Annotated in this window: 20 protein-coding genes; 17 read left to right on the forward strand and 3 right to left on the reverse strand. The window is 66.3% G+C overall.

Annotation, left to right across the window (positions count from 1 at the left end; genetic code table 11):
• Window positions 1–137: 137 nt before the first annotated feature.
• The 10 genes from AC1KAT_RS01845 to AC1KAT_RS01890 all read left to right on the forward strand — a co-directional run bounded on the left by AC1KAT_RS01845 (window position 138) and on the right by AC1KAT_RS01890 (window position 11996).
• Complete coding sequence (locus tag AC1KAT_RS01845; protein WP_480322191.1) at window positions 138–2948, forward strand: jacalin-like lectin; 2811 nt, start codon at window positions 138–140, stop codon at window positions 2946–2948.
• Window positions 2948–4900, forward strand: coding sequence for a secretion protein (locus tag AC1KAT_RS01850; protein WP_480322193.1), 1953 nt, complete (start codon window positions 2948–2950; stop codon window positions 4898–4900). Before AC1KAT_RS01845 ends, AC1KAT_RS01850 begins: the two co-directional genes overlap by 1 nt.
• A 242-nt stretch (window positions 4901–5142) precedes the next feature.
• Window positions 5143–6384, forward strand: coding sequence for a poly(ethylene terephthalate) hydrolase family protein (locus AC1KAT_RS01855; protein WP_480322195.1), 1242 nt, complete (start codon window positions 5143–5145; stop codon window positions 6382–6384).
• 58 nt (window positions 6385–6442) lie between these two features.
• The gene (locus AC1KAT_RS01860) at window positions 6443–6583 is read left to right on the forward strand and encodes a hypothetical protein (protein ID WP_480322197.1); all 141 of its coding nucleotides are present in this window, start codon (window positions 6443–6445) and stop codon (window positions 6581–6583) included.
• An 88-nt stretch (window positions 6584–6671) separates the two neighbouring features.
• Window positions 6672–7034, forward strand: coding sequence for an ArsR/SmtB family transcription factor (locus AC1KAT_RS01865; RefSeq protein ID WP_480324286.1), 363 nt, complete (start codon window positions 6672–6674; stop codon window positions 7032–7034).
• Between the two features lie 13 nt (window positions 7035–7047).
• Entirely contained in the window at window positions 7048–7533 is a 486-nt protein-coding gene (locus AC1KAT_RS01870; RefSeq protein ID WP_480322199.1) for an SRPBCC family protein, read from the forward strand.
• A 273-nt stretch (window positions 7534–7806) separates the two neighbouring features.
• On the forward strand, window positions 7807–9252 hold the full coding sequence (locus tag AC1KAT_RS01875) for an AAA family ATPase (RefSeq protein WP_480322201.1): 1446 nt from the start codon (window positions 7807–7809) through the stop codon (window positions 9250–9252).
• Window positions 9253–9255: 3 nt separating this feature from the next.
• Window positions 9256–10209 carry a DUF4435 domain-containing protein gene (locus tag AC1KAT_RS01880; RefSeq protein ID WP_480322203.1) on the forward strand — a complete coding sequence of 318 codons (954 nt, stop codon included), beginning with the start codon at window positions 9256–9258 and terminating at the stop codon, window positions 10207–10209.
• Window positions 10210–10596: 387 nt separating this feature from the next.
• Window positions 10597–11598 (forward strand): tRNA pseudouridine(13) synthase TruD, encoded by a 1002-nt coding sequence (gene truD / locus AC1KAT_RS01885; protein ID WP_480322205.1) that lies wholly within the window; start codon window positions 10597–10599, stop codon window positions 11596–11598.
• Between the two features lie 62 nt (window positions 11599–11660).
• The gene (locus AC1KAT_RS01890; protein WP_480322207.1) at window positions 11661–11996 is read left to right on the forward strand and encodes a hypothetical protein; all 336 of its coding nucleotides are present in this window, start codon (window positions 11661–11663) and stop codon (window positions 11994–11996) included.
• 54 nt (window positions 11997–12050) lie between these two features.
• Here AC1KAT_RS01890 and AC1KAT_RS01895 read toward each other — a convergent pair whose 3' ends face one another.
• The gene (locus AC1KAT_RS01895) at window positions 12051–12530 is read right to left on the reverse strand and encodes a VOC family protein (RefSeq protein ID WP_480322209.1); all 480 of its coding nucleotides are present in this window, start codon (window positions 12528–12530) and stop codon (window positions 12051–12053) included.
• Between the two features lie 403 nt (window positions 12531–12933).
• Here AC1KAT_RS01895 and AC1KAT_RS01900 point away from each other — a divergent pair, with 403 nt between their 5' ends.
• Genes AC1KAT_RS01900 through AC1KAT_RS01915 form a run of 4 tightly spaced genes read left to right on the forward strand, consistent with a single transcriptional unit; the run spans window position 12934 to window position 16932 of the window.
• Window positions 12934–13968 carry a DUF2169 family type VI secretion system accessory protein gene (locus AC1KAT_RS01900; protein ID WP_480322211.1) on the forward strand — a complete coding sequence of 345 codons (1035 nt, stop codon included), beginning with the start codon at window positions 12934–12936 and terminating at the stop codon, window positions 13966–13968.
• Window positions 13968–14996 carry a hypothetical protein gene (locus AC1KAT_RS01905; RefSeq protein WP_480322213.1) on the forward strand — a complete coding sequence of 343 codons (1029 nt, stop codon included), beginning with the start codon at window positions 13968–13970 and terminating at the stop codon, window positions 14994–14996. The genes AC1KAT_RS01900 and AC1KAT_RS01905 overlap by 1 nt, the downstream gene beginning before the upstream one ends.
• The gene (locus AC1KAT_RS01910; protein WP_480322215.1) at window positions 14993–16102 is read left to right on the forward strand and encodes a PAAR-like domain-containing protein; all 1110 of its coding nucleotides are present in this window, start codon (window positions 14993–14995) and stop codon (window positions 16100–16102) included. Before AC1KAT_RS01905 ends, AC1KAT_RS01910 begins: the two co-directional genes overlap by 4 nt.
• A gap of 17 nt (window positions 16103–16119) precedes the next feature.
• Window positions 16120–16932 (forward strand): hypothetical protein, encoded by an 813-nt coding sequence (locus AC1KAT_RS01915; protein ID WP_480322217.1) that lies wholly within the window; start codon window positions 16120–16122, stop codon window positions 16930–16932.
• Window positions 16933–16940: 8 nt separating this feature from the next.
• Here the strand turns inward: AC1KAT_RS01915 and AC1KAT_RS01920 are convergent, their stop codons facing one another.
• Window positions 16941–17999, reverse strand: a complete 1059-nt coding sequence (locus AC1KAT_RS01920) for an endonuclease/exonuclease/phosphatase family protein (RefSeq protein ID WP_480322219.1) — start codon at window positions 17997–17999, stop codon at window positions 16941–16943.
• Window positions 18000–18268: 269 nt separating this feature from the next.
• On the opposite strand from AC1KAT_RS01920, the gene AC1KAT_RS01925 reads away from it, so the two are divergent.
• The 3 genes from AC1KAT_RS01925 to AC1KAT_RS01935 are packed head-to-tail and all read left to right on the forward strand — an operon-like array spanning window position 18269 to window position 20238.
• A complete protein-coding gene (locus AC1KAT_RS01925; protein WP_480322221.1) occupies window positions 18269–18457 on the forward strand; it encodes a DUF3606 domain-containing protein in 189 nt (62 codons plus the stop codon).
• Between the two features lie 17 nt (window positions 18458–18474).
• Window positions 18475–19398: a non-homologous end joining protein Ku gene (ku, locus tag AC1KAT_RS01930; RefSeq protein ID WP_480322223.1), complete on the forward strand. Its 924-nt coding sequence runs from the start codon at window positions 18475–18477 to the stop codon at window positions 19396–19398.
• Window positions 19399–19401: 3 nt separating this feature from the next.
• Window positions 19402–20238 (forward strand): tetratricopeptide repeat protein, encoded by an 837-nt coding sequence (locus tag AC1KAT_RS01935; RefSeq protein ID WP_480322225.1) that lies wholly within the window; start codon window positions 19402–19404, stop codon window positions 20236–20238.
• 24 nt (window positions 20239–20262) lie between these two features.
• Here the strand turns inward: AC1KAT_RS01935 and AC1KAT_RS01940 are convergent, their stop codons facing one another.
• Window positions 20263–21531: a TIGR03862 family flavoprotein gene (locus AC1KAT_RS01940; RefSeq protein WP_480322227.1), complete on the reverse strand. Its 1269-nt coding sequence runs from the start codon at window positions 21529–21531 to the stop codon at window positions 20263–20265.
• Window positions 21532–21581: the final 50 nt, after the last annotated feature.

Raw genomic sequence — 21581 nt, forward strand, 5'->3', positions numbered from 1 at the left:
CCGAGGCGCATCGCCGCGTCGGCACCCGCCGCCCTGGGCTGCCGACGAACTGCCGGGCCAATGCCTGCCGTTTCTGCCCTTTGGCCTGGGGGCGGTGCACCGACAGTCGGGCACCTCACCCAACCGGCACACACGCCATGACACAACAGAAGGCGGCCTCTTCGGGGTCATCGACCACGACCCCTGCGTGGTTCAGACCCGGCTTTCTGCTGGTCGCGTGCCTGGCCTTGCAGATGCCGGGGCAGGCGCACGCCGCGCCCGAGATCAGCCCGAGCCTGAAGAAGATGCTGGGCGGGCTGCCGATCGCCGGGGTGAAAGAAGAAGTGCACGGCATGGTGGGCGCGCTCAAGCAGACCACCTGCGGCGGCGCCCTCACCGGCTGCTACATGGCCACGTCGAAGAAGCTGCAGCTCTACTTCTTCACCAGTGGCACGTCGCAGCAGACGCTGCTGCTCGTGGTCAACGACTCGATGAAGATGCCGCGCCTGCTGGGCGACAAGGCGCAGAAGGTCATGGGTGAGACCTCGCTGAGCGCGCCCATCATCTCGATCTCGACGACCGACTACGAGCTCGACAACATCAAGATGCCACCCGCCTTGCAGCAGGTGGTGCGCGAGAAGTACTTCAACGTCAACACGCTGGCGTTTTCGAGCGGCGTGCAGTTCGCGGCGCGCGCCAACCTCGGCGGCGCCATGCGACTGCTGATGGAGTCGATGGGCGTCGATTCGAGCCAGATGACCATGCGCGCAGCCGTGGTGATGCCGATCCCGGCCGACCTGACCTCGGGCGCAGGCGCCGGGGCGGGGGCGGCCGACGCGGTGGCGCATGGCGACACCATGAAGAAGGCCGGGGCCGATGCGCTCAAACCCGAGGCCTTCGTCGAGTTTCAGTTCGCGCCGAACGCCAGCCTGCCGCTCAAGATGCCGAAGGCGACGCTGACCGATGCGACCTTCTTTCTCAACAACGCGCTGACCTTCGGCTTCAAGGGCAACGCGGCCTTCAAGGGGGCCGAGGGCAAGAAGGTCATCATGCATTTCCAGACGCCGCTGAACCCGGCGGGTGCGATGGACCTGGCGGACTTCTCGTTTCGCATGGCCACGCCGGCCAGCTTCACGATGGAAGACGCGGCGCACATGATGGTCGCGATGGTCACGCCCGACGGGCGCCTGGCGCAGTACGGTGGCGGCTTCATCCGCAACATCGACAGCTTCAAGGCGCCGTTGATGGCGATGACCCAGCCGCTGTCGGTGGTGCAGTTGCGCAACCCGGTGCCGCCGCCCACCGAGTACCGCTTCGGTGACAGCACCAAGCCCTTCCCCCACGACAACAAGCACTTCAACTTCGTGCTGCTGGGCCCGCTGGCCGACGACGGCCCGCTGATGCACGCGGCCGGCGACGTGCGCATCCTCGGGCAGACGATGGGCTGGCTCGACGCGACCGCCGGACGCTCGGGCCTGCGTGGCGATGTGGGCGAAGCGATCACGCTCAAGCTCGGCCCGCTTGGCAAGGTGCGCTTCAAGATGCAGGCCACGGTGGCCATCAACGCCGACAAGCAAGACATCAACCTGCTGGGCAACTTTGCCGGCCAGAAGGTGTTGGTCGGCATGAGCGGCAGCACCATGCGCGTCGAGGTGAGCGCGAGTTGCGTGAACCCTTTCGAGATCAAGACCGAGCTGGCCATCCAGCCCCGCACCAACATCGCCGACGTGTTCGAGGGCCAGGGTGGCGTGAACGTGGACCCGTCGAAGATCAGCGGCTGCATCGGCAAAGAACTCGAAGCCGCCTACCGCAAGATCTCGGGCGAGTTCAGCCACCTCGGTGGCTACACGGCAAGTGCCGCCAACGCCGAGCTGAACAAGATCGCCAACGCGGCCACGGCCCAGGCGCAGGCGGCGGCGAAGGCGGCCGAGCAAGAGGCGCAGCGCGCAGCCAAAGAGGCCGAGAAGGCGGCGAAAGAGGCGGAGAGAGCGGCTGCCGCTGCCCAACGCGAATACGACAAGGCCAAGGACGCCGCACGCGACGTGGCGAGCAAGACCTCGAACGCCGCCAACCAGGCCTTCAACGACGCCGGCAACGCCTTCAAGCGCCTGGGCAAGAAGAAGAAACACAAGAAAGGCCCCGACCCGAGGTTTGCCGCGTCGGTGTTCGACTGGGACTACTACTACGACCAGCACCCCGGGCTGGTGAAGGCCAAGGTTGACCTGGCCACGCACTGGCGGGACACGGGCTTCAACGAAGGCAGGCAAGGCAGCCCCGAATTCAAGACGAGCTTCTACTGGAATCGCTACCTCGATGTGCAAGCCCGTTGCCAGCGCGGCGACGAGGCGTGTGTGCTCGACCACTGGCTCGACTACGGCCTCCGCCAAGGTCGCCAGGGCAGCGAAGGCTTCAGCGTGGCGAGCTACCTGTCGCGCTACAGCGACCTGCGGCGCGCCTACGGTGCCGACAACTACGAAGACGCGCTGGAGCACTGGTTCACCGACGGCGAAGACGCCGGCCGCGATGGCCGCCCAGCGGTACAGGCCACACAGCCGCTGGCGGGCTCGATGCAGATCGGCGGCGGCGGTGGCGGCGCGTGGAGCGACGTCAACACCTGCGGCAGCGGCCACCTCATCGGTTGGCGGCTGGGCTACGGCAAGACGGTCGATCGCACACAGTTCCGCTACTCGGGCGGGGGCTGGGCAGCGGCCCAGGGCGGCGGGGGGATCAGAACCGACGTGTCGCTGCCTTCGGGTGAATACGTGGTGCGGGTGGACTACCGCAGCGGCTCGCGCGTCGACAACCTCACCTTCATCACCAACCGCGGTCGCAAGTTCGGCCCCTACGGCGGTGGCGGCGGTGGCGCAGGCACCTACAACGTGACGGCCGGCGAAAAGCTCGGCTGCATGGCGGGCCGCTCGGGCAGCTCGACCGACCAACTCACCTTCTCTTCGACCGGACTGCGCTGATGAACACCCGCAACCCTTCCATGCGCCTGGGCCAGATCGCTGCGGCCGTGTCGATGGCCCTGTGTGCCCTTCGCCCCGCCTGGGCCGACGAGCCCGCCGCGTCGTTTGTCGACATGGTGGAGAAGGTCGCCCTGGTGCCGGCCGGCAAACACGAGTCCGAGATGCTGGCGAAGGTGACCACCGCGGTCGGTCACATCAAGCGCCTCGACCTGCCCCGCGCGCACCTGGCCGTCAACGAGGCCTTGCAGCTCGACCCGCGCAATTCGCAGCTGCACTTTCTGAACGGCTTCGTCTACCACCTGCAGGCCCGCCAGGGCGACACGCAGAAAGGCGAGATGGCCATCGAGGGCTACCAGCAGGCGCTGCGCATCGACCCCAGCAACTGGATCGCGCAAGAGTTCATGGGCCTGGCCTACATGGAGCTGAAGCAGTTCGACAGCGCCCGGCTCGCGTTCTCTGACGTGCTGCAGCTGACGCCCGACAGCAGCATGTCGATCTACGCGCTGATGGTCACGTCGTACCTCACCGGCGACGCCAAGACCGCGTGCGCGATGGCCGACCAGTTTCGCAAGGTGTCGGCCCAGCCCTCGCAAGGCTTTCTGCGGTCGAGCATCGCGGTGTATGGCTCGTGCGGCAACTTCGCGCAGGCCGACGCGATGCGCAGCGCGCTCGTGCAACGCGAAGGCGAAGGCCCCGGCGTCGAGCGCATCGACCGGCGGCTGGCGCAGTGGAAGGCCCTCTACAGCACCCCAGGCGCCCACGCTGCCCACGCCGTCAAGACCGGCCTCGGCCCGGCCGTGGCCACCGAACGCACGCCGCTGCTGGCGCAGGCCTTCGAGCCGAGCCGGCCCCGCCCGAGCATGGCCGCGCCCACGTCGGCCAACGACCGGCCGACGGACACCCCGTCTGCGCCAGCCGCACCGCAGGCCGCCGTGCCCGCGCCACCCGCGCCCTCGCCCGCCGCAGATGCCCCCGAAGGCGGCCCGCGCATGCTGCTGGTGGACGTGGTGCTGCTGTCCACGCAAGAAATCATCTCGACCTCGAAAGGCGTGAACCTGCTCAACGCGCTGACGCTGCAGCTCGGCTCGCTGTCGGGCAACGTGTCGGCGTACTCGCGCGTCATCTCGTCGAGCGCGACGGGCGGCGCGGCCCCGGCCGTCAGCACCGCCATCACGCGGGCGGTGACCATTCCGGCGTTGTCGTACTCGCTCAACATCGCCAACGCCAATAACTCGGTCAACGAGGTGCTGGCCCGCCCCACGCTCGCGGCCATCGAAGGCATGCCGTCAGAGTTTTTCTCGGGCACCAACCTGAGCGCGGGCGTGGTCTCGACCAGCCAGCAAGGCGGCACCACCATCGTGCCGCTCGACAAGCGCTTCGGCATCAAGCTGGCCGTCACGCCCAACTTTCTGCCGCAGGGGCGCATCCAGCTCAAGGTCGAAGCACAGCGCACCTCGCTCAACGCCAGCTCAGAGAACCCACGTGTGGCCTACCAGATCGAGATCGGCGAGACCACGGCCAACGCCAACGTGGTGATGAACCTGGGCGACACGCTGGTGCTCAGCGGCCTGAGCGAGAAGTCGTCGTCGAGCACGCGCGACGGCGTGCCCGGCCTGCAAGACGTGCCCGTGCTGCAGTACCTGTTCTCGCACCAGAAGACCAACGACCTGCAGCGCTCGGTGCTCATCCTCGTGACGCCGCGCGCGCCGGTGCAGATCGCCGAGGCCACCCTGGGCGACACCGAACCCATGGCCGCCCGCATGAAACGCCTGCGCGAGCAGTTCGGCTTCACCGGCAACCACCCCGCCAACGTCGAAGCGGTGATGACGCAACTGCAGGGCAACAGCTTCTTCCGCGAGTTTCGCCAGGGCGACGTGTCGCTCGAACGCTGGGACCGCATGCGCACCACCGGCGACCGGCTGAAAGAAGCGCTCGGGTTTCTGTACTACTGAGTAAGGCCGAGTGCGGCCGAGGCCCGAGGGCCCCGAGCGCGCCGCGCCAATCACCCACAGGCCCCGTGGTTTCACCCCACGCGGGCCCAGCCACCGCGCTGCAGCCCGCACCGCGCCGTGGTTTGCGCGCGGCCACGAGAACTTGCGCCCTTGAGCGCACAGATCTGAAAGACCCACCGAAAACGCCGCTCCTAGAGTCGCGCGCCGCACGTCGGCGGCGTCACAACAACAGGAGACTCAGCATGCGTTCTCAAACCTTCCGTTGGCTGCGCAGCGCAGCCCTCGTCGTGGCCAGCCTCGGCATGGCCGCGGCGCACGCGCAAGTCGTCGTCGCCCAGCAAAACTTCGCCAGCGGCCTGGGCAGCTTCACCAGTGCAGGCAGCGTCAGCACCAGCAGCGCGGGCGCGCGCATGCTGGGCTCGGTGTTCGGCACCGACGGCGCCATCACCTCGGCCCCCATCAACACGCAAGGCTTCACCAGCCTGTCGCTCACCTTCAACCGCACCACCAGCGGGCTCGACAGCGGCGAAGCCGGCATCGCCGCCTACTCGACCGATGGCGTCACCTACAGCACGCTCGAATCGGTGCAAAGCGCCAGCGGCGCGGTCACCCTCGCGCTGCCGGCCGCGGCAGCCAACCAGAGCGGCCTGCGCCTGCGCTTCAGGGTCAACGCCAACAGCTCGCTCGAGCGCTACACCGTCGCCAGCTTCACCCTGCAGGGCACGAACGGCACCGACCCCGAGCCCCCGCCCTTCGGCACCCTGCCCCCGGTGAGCAGCGTCGATGCCGACGGCCCTTTTGCCACCACGGTGACGCAAAGCACCGGCCCCAGCCGCAACGCCTGGGTCGTGCGGCCCACCACGCTCGGCGCCAACGGCCTGATGCACCCCATCTTCTTGTGGGGCCCGGGTGGTGGCACGAGCGCATCGAACTACGAATTTCACCTGCGGCGCCTGGCCTCGCACGGCTTCGTCGTCTTCTCGCAGACCTCGACCGGCAACGGCACCGAGATGGCCGCCGCGATGGACTGGCTGGCCGCCGAAAACAACCGCAGCGCCAGCCCCTACTACCAGAAGCTCAACCTCGGCAAGATCGGCGCCGGCGGGCATTCGCAAGGCTCGATCACCACCTTCGCCGTGGCCAGCGACCCGCGCCTGTCAACGACCATTCACGTGTCGGGCGGCTCGTTCGACGGCAACGGCTACCGCAACCTGCGCCGGCCCACGGCCTACATGTGCGGTGGTGACGACACGCTGGCCATTTCGAACTGCAACCGCGACTACGACAACACCAACAACGTGCCCGTGTTCTACACGGTGATGACCGGCGTCGATCACATCATGGCCGCCCGCGAAGCCCTGCCCGCCATGACCGCCTGGCTGCGCTGGCACCTGGGCGGCGAGACCTTCCGACGGGATCAGTTCCTCGCGCCGAGCTGCGCGTTCTGCACGGGCAAGTGGTCGTCGAAGAGCAAGAACTGGTGAACCCACACCGGGTGAATCGGCCGGCCGGTCCACCCGGTCTGCGCACGCAGCCGATCCCATGCCTCGCTGCGAAGACGACTGCGCCCAGGCGACCGAGCCACGGTTCGACGCCTGCCTGACGAAGTACTTCGCGGGCGAGCCCGAGGCGGCCACGCTTTCGCTCTTGGCCACGGCCGCTTCATGCGATGCCGAGCGCTGAGGCGAGCATGGGCTGCGCAGACACCCCGCGCGCTTGACCGTGCGGCGCTCTCTTTGCCATTCACACGCGCGGGCGTATAGTGAACTACATGGTTCAGTATTCAGGCGCCCACCTCGACGCCTCATTCGCCGCGCTCTCAGACCCCACCCGGCGTGGCGTGCTGGAGCAGCTGACGCGCGCTGACGCGTCCATCACAGACCTGGCCGACAAGTTCGGCATGACCCTCACGGGCATGAAAAAGCACGTCGGCGTGCTGGAGCAGGCCGGGCTCGTCATCACCGAGAAAGTCGGGCGTGTGCGCAACTGCAAGCTGGGCGTGCGCCGACTCGAAGAAGAGGCGATGTGGATCGAGAAGTACCGCCAGCTCTGGGAAGCACGCTTCGACGCACTGGACCAGCTGGTCGAACAATTGAAACGCAAGGAGAAAGCCAATGGACGCAGCAAGAAGTAATGAGCACCGCCCCGTGAAGAACGGCATGACGATGGAGCGAACGTCCGAGCGAGAGCTCGTCGTGACGCGAACCGTCAACGCACCGCCGCACCTCGTGTTCGAGGCGTGGACCACAGCCGAGCTGTTTCAACGCTGGTGGGTGCCGAAGTCGCTGGGCATGACGCTGCTTTCCTGCGAGCTCGACGTTCGCGCGGGCGGCGCGTACCGCCTGGTCTTCCGCCACCCCGAGGCGCCCGAGCCCATGGCCTTTCACGGCAAGTACCTGGAAGTGACCCCGCCCTCGCGGCTCGTCTGGACCAACGAAGAATCTGGCGGCAACGGCCAGGTCACCACGGTCACGTTCGAAGAAAGAGCCGGGCAGACATTGGTGGTCGTGCACGACCTCTATCCGTCGAAAGAAGCCCTCGACGACGAGATCGCCGCCGGCAGCACGAGCTGGAACGACGAGACGTTCGACCAGCTGGAGGAGCTGCTGGGCGCGTCAGCCAACGTGGGGTGACGGATGCGTCGGTCGGTGTGCGGCGGCGGGTGGCCGTTGTGCAGCGGTAGGCGCCAGTCAGTTTCGGAGCGCGGGAGGCCGCTATTAGCTGAAAGCTGTACCCGAGCCGCGGGTTCACGGGGAGGTTTAACCCAAGCGTCATGCCGTAAGCTGGCTTCCCTAGCTGACAAATCACGTAACGGATACTTGCACGAGTGGTGCGAGCGTTGTGCCCACCAACTATGCACGCTAGTCTGACGCACTTGCGCGCCCCGAACTTTTTCGCCAACACCTATGAGCTTCGAACTAACTCGCTTCTCGATACTGGGGCTACACGGAAAGCTTGACCTTTCAATACCCGTGGTCGACAACCGTCTGGTGCTGATCGGTGTAAACGGTCTTGGGAAAACGACCGTCGTCAATTTTCTCTACTACGTTCTCACTGAGCAGTGGCTTCGTTTGCTGGACTACGAGTTCTCTGAGATTGAAATCACGCTCAATGGGCAACTCATCTCTATCCACAAAGAAGACGTGGCCGTCAAGGCCAAGGCACTTGATCGGCAACAAAAGCTTTTGGCTCAATACGCGACGCGTTCGCCATTTCCGGCGCAATACGTAAACGCGTTGCTCGATCACCCCGATTACCTCCGCCTAGCGCACCTTGGCCATTCGGCTGCGAAGGAGCGCTTGGCCCGGCAGATGGCTCGCGAACTGAAGATCCCATCCTCATATGTGCTGCGGATGTTGGACGACGTGCCGAAGTCGATACAGGCCAACCTATTTGAGGGGACCGCTGACCCGGCTCCCATTACGGCACTTTCCAACTTGCTGAAGTCGACCGGTTCGCATCAGGTCATTTATCTGCCTACCTACAGACGAATCGAGCAGGACTTGAAGGCAGTCTTTCCGCATGTCGATGACGAGCAGCTGCGCAGATTGACTGCGGCAGCCGATGGTGACCCTAGAACCCGCGCACGCGGCCATATCGAGCTTGTTCATTTCGGCATGCAGGACGTCGAAAGGAAGATCGCCGAAGAGCTTGAAACAATTCAGAGGCAGATGCGCGCTCAACTCAGTGGCCTAACCGCCAGCTACTTGCAGGACATCATTCGATATCGAGCCGACAAGATCGAACCAGAGTTGGTCAAGCTGATGTCCGACGAGGTTGTGAAAGTGGTGCTAAGTCGAGTGGAAGAAAACACTCTTAGCCCAGAAGACAAGCGCGAAGTTGAAAGCGCGATAAGAAGACTAAGAGGGGGTGCCACGGAGACCGGCGTTAGAGACAGATATCTCACTTACTTCTTTTCACGCCTTCTAGACATTTATCAAGGGCTTTCAAGTAGCGAGTCGAACATCCGGCAGCTGTTCGATACGTGCAATCGGTACCTTGAAAGGAAGAATCTTCACTACAACGACGTGGACTTCACCGCGCACATCCTGGAGCGAGATGGTTCGGAGCTCAACTGGCGGGTTCTGTCATCGGGTGAAAAGCAGATAGTTTCATTGTTCACCCATCTTTTTTTGTCGCGAGAAACATCGCAGATCGTCCTGATCGATGAGCCGGAGCTGTCCCTTTCTGTTCCTTGGCAGAAGCATCTCTTGCCTGACATATCGAACTCGAAGAACTGCAAGCTGTTAGTTGCAGTCACGCATTCGCCGTTCATCTACGCAAACGAACTTGACGCCTATGCGGTGGACCTATCGCGTTTCACAGGATTCCGCCCGAACGCGACTCAATAGCACATGGACTACGTCGATCAACTAAAAAGGGAAGTTCGGGAGGCGCATTCGGTGTTTCACCAGTTCGCGCTAGCGATCTCCACCTCTGCGACAACGACCCTGTACTTCTTTTTCGAAGGCGAAGAAGACCCGGCGTTCTATATGCCACACATCGCCCCGCGACTCGGCAGTCGCGAAGGATGCAGCTACATCTGCTATGGGCGAAGTGAAGTGCTTAAGACAAATGAGTTGGTAGAGCGCGACGGGCGAGGCCATGGTCGCACCCTCTTCTTTGTCGACAAGGATCATTCTGATTTTTTTGAATCCGTTCCAAAGCTCGCGCACTCCGTGTACCAGACGGATACGTATTCAATAGAAAACTACCTGGCTTGCGACGCTGTGTTTAAACGGTTCTGGGTAGAGAGACTCCATCTTCCAAGTGACGACCATCGATTCGTGTCGTGTTTGACTTCCCTTCACCTGCTTACTCGAAGCTTCGAGGCAAAGTGCAGGGTTCTCACCGCGCTGATTCTTCTTGGTCGAGGGATCGATGGCGGAACTAAAGCCAAGCTGAATCTCAACAATGTTCAACTAGAGAACATCATCTCGTTGGATGTGGAGAAAGGTCGCTGCCGATACAAACCTGGTGCGCTAAGGAATTTTCTAGCCGCTATTAACGCCAACGTGGCGGACCAAAAAGAGCAACTAAAACACGCTCGCAGGCTGATTCGCACCAGACTAATCGGCGTTCCGCCGAAGAACTACATCCGCGGAAAGTTCGACCTGTGGCTCTTTTGGAAACTGCTGAGTCATTTCGCGAGAAAGCTTAGCGATCGTGAAGCAGCTCGCAAAGCAGGTGTTCGCAGAGCGACGCCAACGCTGCCTTTGGCAGCAGACTGTGCTGTTGAGTCGTTAGCGCCCCTCGCTTTGTGTCCCCCAACTCTGAATGAGTTTCTTAACAGGACTCTGCCGCCTTAAAGGTTTCGGACCAATGGCAACAGGCAGCACGGGGCTCGGCGTGCAGAACGTGCGCTTCTGTTGAATGAGCTGTTCTCAGTGACAGCTTTGTGAGCTAAACGCCGTCAAGGTTGAGATTCCGAAAGTCACAGTTCAGTCTGAAGCTGCCATCCGTGCAACAGGGCTGACCGACCGCTCCTGGCCGAGCCCGTGAGTTGACGTCGCCGACGGAAGCCGCTGGTCGTCGTGCGCAGCGGTTCCCATTGACGTCGCATCGGTTGCCGCGCGGCGAGGCATGCGGGCAGAGAGAGAATCACCGCCTGCACTGCCCCGGGTCGGCTCAACGGCCTGCCCCCCTCTACGGCTGGTGCCTTCAGACCGCTCATGACCGACGCTCCATACACGACCTTGCCGCAATGGCCCAACGCTTATCCGGCCAGCGGCGCCAGCGCCACGCTGAAACGCCTCAACGAGGATTTCATCGTGACCGAACTGCCGCTGCAGCTGCCCACGGGCGAGGGCGAACACATCTGGCTGGACATTGAAAAGAACGGTGCCAACACCGCCTTCGTTGCCCAGCAGTTGGCCGAGGCTGCCGGCGTGCAGGAAAGGGACGTGGGCTATGCCGGCCTCAAAGACCGCTACGCCATCACCCGCCAGTGGTTCAGCATCTACCTGCCGAATGGAAAAGGGAAAGGCGAGACGCCCGACCTGACCCCGATTCAACACCCTGAGTTCAAGGTGCTGAGTCAGAGCCGCCACGTGAAGAAGCTGCGCCCCGGTGATTTGCAGGCCAACCGCTTCCGCATCGTGCTGCGTGACGTGACGGGCGACAGCGACGCGATCGAGGCCAACCTTCAGGCCGTGGCGTCACAGGGCGTGCCCAACTACTTCGGTGCCCAGCGTTTCGGCTTCGACGGGGGCAACGTCGAGCAGGGGCGGGCCATGCTGGCGCGCGAAATTCGCGTGCGCAACCCGAAGAAGAAGGGCATCTACCTGTCGGCGGTGCGCTCTTTCGTCTTCAATGAAGTGCTGGCGCTGCGCATTCAGCAGGGGCTCTGGGGCCAGACGCTTCCCGGTGACGTGATGGACGAGGCAGGCCGGCCCACCGGGCCGCTGTGGGGGCGGGGCCGCGTGGTCGCCACCGATCAAGCGCAGGCGCTCGAGAACGGCGTGGCTGCACGTCACGCCAGCTTGTGCGACGGCATGGAGCACGCGGGGCTTGATCAAGAGCGCCGCGCCCTGGTGGCGAGCCCGCAGGACATGTCATGGGAATGGCCGCAAGCCGATCAACTGGTGCTCACGTTCTCTTTGCCCGCCGGGAATTACGCCACGTCGGTTCTGAACGAAATCCTGCGCACCACAGAGCCTGACCGGCACACCGAGAACGAGCCTGCGGCCGTGGAATGACGGTGCCCCGCCTGGGCGTGGCGCACCGCAGTTGCACCGCGGCCGGTCGCTAGACTCGTGCGATGCCGCGCCGCATTGCCCGCCACCACCACCACGTGTACGTCGTCGAGCTGTCTGACCGGGTGTGGAACGAGGCCAGCTTCCGCAAGGCCAACCCCGATTGGCAGTTGGGCAAGCCCCTCGTCTACGTGGGCATGACCGGCCTCGACCCCGATCTGCGCTTCGACCGGCACAAGGCCGACATTCAGGCCAACCGTTTCGTCCGTGACTACGGCCTGCGCCTGCTTCCGCGCTTGTACGAGGTCTACAACCCGATGCCCTACGAGGCCGCGCGCGAGATGGAAGTAGAGCTCGCCATCGGCTTGCGCGAAGAGGGCTACGGCGTGTGGCAGGCCTGAGCGAGCGCAGCGCTGCGGCCGCGCACCGCACCGTTACGCAGTGGCCCCGCCCCTTCAGCCCTTGACCGCCGCCTCGATGGCCGCGACGTCGATCTTGCGCATTTCCATCATGGCCTCGAAGGCACGCTTGGCCACGGCGCGGTCGGGGTTCGTGAAGGCCTCGGTCAGCACGCGAGGGGTGATCTGCCACGACAGCCCCCACTTGTCTTTGCACCAGCCGCACTGGCTTTCTTCGCCGCCGTTGTTGACGATGGCGTTCCAGTAGCGGTCGGTCTCGGCCTGGTCGTCGGTGGCCACCTGAAACGAGAAGGCCTCGCTGTGCTTGAACGTCGGGCCGCCATTGAGGCCGATGCAGGGAATGCCCAGCACCGTGAACTCGACCGTGAGCACGTCGCCCTCGCTGCCTGAGGGAAAGTCGCTCGGCGCGCGGTGCACGGCGCCCACGGCGCTGTCGGGAAAGGTCTGGGCATAGAAGCGTGCCGCGTCGAGCGCGCCGCCGTCGTACCAGAGACAGATCGTGTTCTTGGGGATCATCGGGGCTCTCCAATCTGTTGACGCTCACCGTCGGCGGTGACGGTTGAGGCGTGTGGGTCGAACGGGCGCGGGCCGCCGCCGGCAGTCTGCCCGAGCGCGATGCGCCTGCGTGGCCGCAGCGAGCAAAGGCCCCTGTGCGGGTGTGAGATCGGGTCGCTGGCCTCGCTCACCCACGTGGCTCACGCGTGCACACCTCGCACGTCCACAAACTGCATGACCAAAGTCTGAATCGCGGCAGTGCCCCGCGCCGTAGCATGCTTCGCAACACAACGAGAGACGGACGCTTGCGCGTTCGATCCACACCCCGATGCTGGTGCGGGCCATGCGCCCGCAGGGAGGCGTCGGCCCACACCGAAGTTGAGAACACGCCGCTCGGCCTGCCCTGCGGCCCGGATGCATCGCCATGTTCATCAGCGCCAACCACACGCCCTACCTCGCCGAGGGCTTCACCGCCATCGACAAGGCCTGCGCGAAGGCTTTCGTGGTGGTGGTGCGGGCGACCTTCGATGTCGATGCCGACGGCCACTGCACGGTGAGCGCACGGCAAAGCCCCTTCGTCTATGCCGACACGCCGTATGGCGACCCCGAGACGACGGCCATTCGTGTCGAGAGCGACTTCGTGCCGATCAAGCCGCGGGCCGAGCTGCTGCTCGATGCGGTGGCGATGGGCCCGGGCGGTGACGCGACCGAGCGCGTCGAGGTGGCCTTGCTCGGGGCCGGCCTGAACAAGCGCGCGCTCGTCACCGGCGAGCGGCATTGGCAGCGCGGCCCGTTTGGCATGCGCGCCTCGCAGCCGGTGCCCTTCAGCACGATGCCGCTGGCCTGGCACCTGGCCTTCGGTGGCACCGACCGCAGTTTTGCCGATGCCACGCGCCACCGCGCCGATTTGCGCAACCCGGTCGGGCGCGGGTTTCAGGTCAACGCAAGCGCCGAGGCCATCGAGGGCCGGCCGCTGCCGTGCATCGAACACCCCAAGTCACGCATGACCAGCTGGGACGACCAGCCCGAGCCCATCGGCTTCGGCCCCCTGCCCCGCTTTGCCGCCGTGCGGGCCCGCCACGCGGGCACCTATGGCGAGCATTGGTTCGCGCACGAGCTGCCATTTCTGCCGGCCGATTTCAGCGAGCACTACTACCTCGCGGCGCCGCCCGACCAGCAGTTCGACGCGCTGGCCGAAGGCGCGGCCTTCGCGTGCCTGAACATGAACGCGAGCGGTGTGTTTCGTGTGCGGGTGCCGCGGCTGTCGGTGCCGGTGTCGTTCATGTTCGACGACCGCACGCGGGTGCCCACGGTGACGGCCGACACGCTGATCCTCAAGCCGCACGAGGGCCAGGTGGTGCTGCTGGGCCGGGCCCGCGCGCCGCTGCCGCGCAAGTTCACCCGCTTGCGCGAGGTGGTGGTGGGTGTGGCGCACACGCGCTCAACGGTGGGGGCGTGATGGTCTACATGTCGTGCGCGAGCCTCGTGTGCCCGGTGGGCTACTCGGCGGCCAGTGCGTCGGCGGCCTTGCGCGCGGGCGTGGCGGCCTTCGGTGAAACGGGCTACCACGATGCCCAGCGCGCGCCCATCGTCGGCGCCACGGTCGAAGCGCTGCCGCCCGAGCTGCGGGGGCGCGAGCGTCTGATCGCGCTGATTCAACTGGCCCTCGATGTGATGGACCCAGACCTCATCGCCCGCCTGCCCTGGGGCCGCATGCCCTTGATCTTGTGCACACGCGAGGCCGAGCGCCCCGGCGCCCGGCTGGCCGGCCTCGTGACCGCGCTGCGCCTGCCGGCGGGCGCCAGCTTCGCCGGCCAGCGCGTGGCGCACGTGGCCCACGGCGCGGCCTCGGCCATCGAGGCGGTGCGCATCGCACGCAGCCACCTCGCACAACCCGGGGTGTCGGCGTGCCTGATCGTCGCAGCCGACAGCCTGATCGACGCACGCGTGCTGCATTGGCTCGACCACACCCAGCGCCTGAAGACCAGCCTGCGCACCGATGGCGTCATGCCCGGCGAGGCGGCCTGCCTCGCGGTGGTCAGCCATGAGCCGCTGACCGACGACGCGCTGTGCGTGCACGGCCTGGGCGCGGCCATCGAGCCGGCCACCGTGCTGAACGAAGCGCCGTTCCGGGCCGAGGGCATGCGGGCGGCATTGCATGAAGCGCTGACGGAGACAGGCATCGCCATGCACGAGGTGGACTTTCGGCTGAGCGACGTGGCCGGCGAGTCGTATGCGTTCGAAGAGCTGGTGCTGGCGCAGGCGCGTGTGATGCGGCAGGTGCGTGCGAGCCAGCCGCTGTGGCACCCGGCCGATTGCATGGGCGACTGCGGCGCGGCGGCGGGGCTGGTGCAGTTCGCGTGGGCCGGGCAGGCGTTTCATCGCGGCTATGCGCCAGGGCCGGTGGCGATGCTGCATGCCACGTCGGCCTTCGGGGCGCGCGCCGCAGCGGTGGTGTCAGCGCCGGCGTGGAGGAGGCCGGCATGACGCACAAGGTCTACGCCAACACCTGGCAGGTGGCCGGCAAGGCGGGCAACAACAAGTCGATCGCGCGCTTTCCCGACGTGTGCCTGTCGCCGCCGGGGCCTCCGGCGGGGCCGATCCCGATCCCCTACCCCGACACCTCGTTTTCGACCGACCTCAAAGAAGGCTCGACGACCGTCAAGATCAACGGCAAGCCGGCGGCACTGGCCCAGCAGTCGTACTACAAGCCGTCGGCGCTGGGCAACGAGGCGGCCACGCGCAGCTTCGGCGCGAGCGTGATCACGCATCAGATCACCGGCAAGACGTACTTCCAGGCGTGGTCGATGGACGTGAAGTTCGAAGGCAAAAACGTTTGCCGGCACATCGACATCACGACCAGCAACCACGCCAGCTACCCCGGCGGCACGCCGCCCATGCCCACGGCCGAAGAGCAGACCGCGCTCGACCGCATGGACGCCGCCGTCGAAGAATGCCCCTGCTGCGGCAAGCCCGGCACGCAATGCCCCGCCGCGCTGCCCACGACCATCACCGACGCCAGCGGGGGCACGCACCCGCGCGAGCCGCTGGCGTTTCACGAGTTCTACCGGCTCGACGACCCGCTGCCCGGCGGCGGCCCGACGCGGCGCGCGCAGATGGCCGCGAAGCCCTGCGCCGGGGGCACCTGCCCGAATGCCACCAAGCCCGAGCGCAAGTCCGACGCGCCCTGCGACGTGTACCGCGTGACGAGCACGGCCGAGTCCAAGGCCATCGACACCGCGTATTCGAGCAAGGCGCAGCAACGCCTGCGCACGCACCACGGCATTCCGAAGGCCAAGGGGGCGTTCAAGGCGCTGGCGGGACCGGGCTCGGTCGAGCCGCTGACCGGCTTGACCAAGGCCCAGTTCGACGCGCTGGGCGGCGCCGACGCCAACGAAAAGGTGCGCCAGCAAAACAAGGTGCTGCAACTCGACCACACCACACCCCGGGCCGCCGGTGGCTGCCCGACGAGCGAGAACAATACGCAGCCCCACTTCAAGAAGTGCGCGAACTGCAAAGAGGTGGACGGCCTGCTCGACACGTGGAACGGCCAAGAGCTGGAGGCCCGGCGCGCGGCCCTCGGCGTGATCTAGACCCAAGGACATCGGCAATGCAACGACAGCACATGGAACTGAACTGGGAAGGCGCGGGCTACCACGGCTTTCCGGCCACGCGGGGTGCGGGGGGCTATGCCTCGACCGAAGAAGCCACCGCGTGGGCGCCGTTCGAGCAGGTCCTCGGCGGAGCCAAGCAAGGCGACTTCTCGGGCGTCGCGCGCCTGTTGACGGCTTACGACGAGGCCGACTGGCTGCTGGGCGCGGCCTGTGCCGAGCTGATGGGCGACATCGGCCACCGGGCCTTCTTCGACGGGCTGCGGCCGGTGGTGGCGGGCGTGGTCGAACCGACCTATTCGGTCGATCTGGGCCGCACGCTGGCCATCTGGGGGCACCTGTCGGCGGTGCCGACGCTGCTGGACACGCTGGTGAAGATCACCGACTTCGAAGACGCGCCCGCGCTGGTGCAGATGCTGTCGATCTTGCTCGAGCCCGAGCCCGGCGCGCTGGCCGACATCGCCGGCCTCGACGACATCGACGCCTATGCGGCAAAGGTGAACGCACAGCTCGCGGCCGTCACCGCGCGCGTGGGCACGGCCGACGCCGTGGTGATGTTTGGCGAGCTGTTCTCGGTGCAGCGGCTGGTGGCCGAGATGCGCCGCCGGCTGTCGGCGGGCAGCCTGTTCGACCCGTACCTGCGCCACAAATTCGAGGCCACGACGGGCGTCGATTGCTCGGCCTTCTATGCAGACGAGGTGCTTCAGCCGATGCAGGTGCTGGCCGTCATCGAAGAGTTCGAAGACCGGGGCGGTGCGACGCCCTACGTGCCGGGCCAGCGCTATTTCTTCGGGCACCCGGTGCCGGGCTGAGCCTCGTCTCACGAAGTCTTGGCTTCGGTGATCTTCTCGTTGGCCTCTTGGCGATCGGCGCTGTCGGCTTCGGGCTTGGGCTGCTCGGCGCGCACTTCGGGCTCGAAGCTCAGGCAGATGTAGACCGGAAAGTGGTCTGAGCCCCAGGCGGGCAACCGGCGAAAGTCGACCAAGCGGAAGTGCCGCGAATGAAAGCAATGGTCGAGCGGAAAGCGAATGCCCGGCCATTTGGCATTGAAGGTGGCATAGAAGCCGCGGCCCACACGCGGGTCGAGCAAGCCGCTGATGTCTCTGAACAGCCGCGTGGTGTGCGACCACGCCACGTCGTTCAGGTCGCCGAGCACGACCGCGGGCGCGTTCTTCGCGCGAATGTCTTTGCCGACGATCAGCAGTTCGGCGTCGCGCTCGGTCGAGCGGTCGTTCTCGGCCGGTGCGGGCGGGCGCGGGTGCACGCAGCGCAGCTCGACCTCGTCGCCGCTGCGCAACTGCACACGGGCGTGGACCGAGGGAATGTCGTCTTCGACCAGAAATTTCACCTCGGCGTCGCGCAGCGGCAGGCGTGAGTACAACAACATGCCGTAGGTGTTGGGCAGCGGGTGTTGCACGGTGTGCGGGTGGGTCTGTTCGAGTTCGCGCAACGCGTCTTGCCACCACGCGTCGGTCTCGACCGCCAGCACGATGTCGGCGTCGGCCTCGCGCACCAGTTGCTTCAAGCGGCCGGCTTCTCGGTTGGTCATCAGCACGTTGGCGAACATGAGGCTGAGCCGGGCATCGGGGCCGTCGCGGGTGCTCTTGAGCACCTGCTGGCGGGCAAAGGGCGTGTATGGAAACATGCGCACGCACTGGTACACGAGCGTGGCCACGAGCAGTGCGGCGAACAGGTGGTCGAGCGCCGTGATGTCGTCGCGCAGCGTGAGGTAAGCCACCAGCACGGCGCCGGTCAGCAGAGTGATCTGCAATCGCGGGAAGTCAAAGACGCGAATCCACCAGGAGTCGTTGCGCCAAAGCGGCAGCAAGGTGGCCATCACCATCAACAAGCCAAGCCCGACGAGCAACGGTTCTGCCATGCGTGAAACACCTTGGGGGCAAGAGGTTGGGCTGGGCGCCGCATGCACGGCGCCTGGGCGTGGCGACTATAGGCACGGCCGGGCGGCGGCGCTGGCGGCGGTGCGGGCAGGCCATCGCGCTGCAGGGCCATGCACTTGCGGCACCGCCCCGTGTAGGCAAACACCGGCACGCACGTGCGGTGCCATCTGGCTTTCAGGCCCATTCGACCGTGCGACAACGCGACAACCAACGCGCCAACCCATTCGCACCCCCCGCACGGAGCATTGCCATGGCAGACGACAAAACCAAGGCCGGCGGTCAAGACCGCACCAAGATCGACGTCAACGAAGACTACGAATTGCGCGACTGGTCGAAGCGCTTCGGCGTCACGCCCGAGCGCCTGAAAGAAGCCGTGAAGGCCGTGGGGCCGCAGGCCAAGGACGTCGAGACCCACTTGCGCAGCAGCGAACGCCGCTGAGCGCTGAAGCGAACACCATGGCAACCGGTCGCTCGTTGGCGTCGATGACGCTGAGTTTTGGGCTGGTCAATGTGCCGGTCAACCTGTTCGGCGCCACCGACAGTTCGAGTGGCATCGGCTTCAAGATGCTGGCGCCCGACGGCTCGCGGGTGAAGCAGCAGTACGTGTCAGAAAAGACCGGCAAGGTGGTCGAGCGTGCCGAGATGATCAAGGGCTATGAGTTCCAGGACGACACCTTCGTCACCTTCACCAAGGAAGAACTCAAGGCCCTCGACGAAGCCGCGAGCCACGTGATCGAGATCGTGGCTTTCGTGCCCGAGAAGTCGGTCGACCCGATCTACTACGACAAGGCCTACTTTCTTGCGCCCGACAAGCGCGGTGGCAAGCCCTACGCGCTGCTGGCCGAAGCCATGCGGCAAAGCGGGCGCTGCGCGCTGGCTCGTTATGCGCTGCGGGGCAAGCAGTACGTGGCGCAGGTGCGGGTGGCCGACGACGGGCTGGTGCTGCAACACCTGCTCTACGCCGACGAGGTGCGCTCGCTCAAAGACCTGAACATCCCCGAGGTCGATGTGTCGGCCAGCGAGTTGAAGCTGGCGCTGCAACTCATCGACCAGATCGCCGAAGACCACTACGACCCGACGAAGTTTCAAGACGAAGAGAAGAACCGCATCCTCGAAGCCATCGACCGCAAGATCGCGGGCAAGAAGTTCGTCGAGTCGCCGCGCGCCGAAGAGGTATCGACCGGTGGTGGCCAGGTCATCGACCTGGTCGAAGCGCTCAAGGCCAGCCTGCAACGCCCGGGCAAGAAGGCCGTTAAGGCCAAGCCGGCCGAGGTGGTGCCGGCCGAAGCGCTGAAGGAACGCCGCCCCGTCAAGCGCGCACCGAAGGCCGAGGAACGCGCGGCCGCGTCGGCCACGCCCCGCACGCGGGCCCGGAAGTAGGCCGTGGCGGCGGAAACGCCCTACACCCTGCGCAGCCTCGAACGCATGCTGGGGGTGAGCCGAAACGTCGTGACGGGGCTTGTTCAGGCGGGTTACGTCACGCCGCAGCGCGGCGCGCGCAACGAATACCGCTTCAGCTTCCAGGACGTGGTGCTGCTGCGCACCGCCGTCGGCTTGCAGGCGGCCAACGTGCCGCAACGCAAGCTGCTGAGTTCGTTGCGCCGCTTGCGCGCCAAGTTGCCCGAGCACCTGCCGATGAACCGCCTGCGTATCACGGCGGTCGGCGACGAAGTGGCCGTGCACGACGGCGGCGCGCGTTGGGAGGCAAGCTCGGGCCAGCTGTTGCTCGACCTCGAAGTGACGGGCGATGGCAGCGGCTCGGTCGCCTTCTTGGCCCGCCCGGCAACATCAGCCAGCAAGACAGCCGCCGACTGGTTCGCGCAGGGTGAGGCGGCCGAAGCGCAAGACCCGCGTGCAGCCGAGGCGGCCTACCGCGAGGCCTTGCGCCTGGCGCCCGACCACGCCTACGCCTACGTGAACCTCGGCGCGATGCTGTGCGAAGCCGGCCGTTGCGCCGAGGCCGTGGCGCTCTACGAAGAAGCCGTGCGCCTGGCGCCCGACGATGCGCTGGTGCACTTCAACCGCGCGATCGCGCTCGAAGACATCGGCCGCGAACGCGAAGCGCTTGAGAGCTATGCCCGCTGCCTTCAGGCCGACCCGGGGTTCATCGACGCACACGTGAACGCCGCGCGCCTGTGCGACCGGCTCGGCGACGCGCAGGGCGCGCTGCGCCACTTCAGCGCCTTCAGGCGGCTGGAGCGGGTCGAGCCGGCGCGCTGAAGGCCCCTGCGCGGCAAGCCGCGCTCAAGCCGTGGCCGCCACGAAGCGCAGCGCGCCCTGGGCGGCCCGCAGCCCGCTCGCAAAACACGCGGTGAGCAGGTAGCCGCCGGTCGGGGCTTCCCAGTCGAGCATCTCACCGGCGCAGAACACGCCTGGTGCGGCGCGCAGCATCAGGCCATCGTCGAGCCCGTCGAAAGCCACGCCGCCGGCGGTGCTGATGGCTTCGGCCACGGGGCGGGCGCGCAGCACGCGAATCGGCAAGGCCTTGATGAACCCGGCCAGGCGCTCGGGGTCGTGGAAGTCGTCTTTGCCCACCAGCTCGTGCAGCAGCGCGGTCTTGGCGCCGTGCAGGCCGAGGCGGCTCTTCAGGTGGGTGGACAGCGAACGCGGGCCGCGCGGGTGCTTCAGCTCGGCCAGCACCGAGGCGAAGTCGCGCGTGGGCAGCAGGTCGAGCCACAGCGTGGCGTGGCCGTTCGCCGCGATGTCGTCACGCAGCCAGGGCGAGGCGGCGTAGACGAGGCTGCCTTCGAGGCCGGTGTCGGTGAGCACGCATTCGCCGCGTTGTGAAAAGCGCGGCGCGGCGGTGTCGTCAGCGGTGTCGTCCCCCGCGGCGCGCACGGTGATCGCCACGGCCTTCAGCGGCTCGCCGGCGAAGCGGCTGCGCAGGTGCTCGCTCCAGCCCGCCACCTCGAAGCCGCAGTTCGAGGGCTGCAATTCGGCGACCGGCACGCCGCGCTCGCGCAGCAGGGGCACCCAGGCGCCGGTGGAGCCCAGCTGCGGCCAGCTCGCGCCGCCCAATGCGAGCACGGTGGCATCGGCTTCGCAGGTGATGTCGCCGGCCGGTGACGCGAAGCGCAGCGCCTCGCCCGCCCAGCCCAGCCAGCGGTGGCGCATGTGAAAGCGCACGCCCTGCCCGCGCAGGCGCGCGAGCCAGGCGCGCAGCAGCGGCGCGGCCTTCATGTCGGTCGGAAAGACGCGCCCCGAGCTGCCCACGAAGGTGTCGATGCCCAGGCCCTGCGCCCAGTCGCGCAACTGCTGCGGTCCGAGTTCGGCGAGCCAGGGCTCGACCTGCGCACGGCGGCTGCCGTAGCGGCCCGCGAAGGGCTCGATGGCTTCGCTGTGGGTGAGGTTCAGGCCGCCCTTGCCGGCCAGCAAGAACTTGCGGCCGACGGACGGCATGGCGTCGTAGACATCGACCTGCGCCCCACCCCGCGCCAGCGTCTCGGCGGCCATCAGGCCGGCGGGGCCTGCGCCGATGACGGCAATGCGGGGGGCGTTGGGGCTGGGTGACATGGTCAGAGGCGAAAGCGCGAAGGCGCGGATTGTCCGCCAGCACGCCCCGC

The organism is Piscinibacter sp. PDB5-1, from assembly GCF_056676035.1.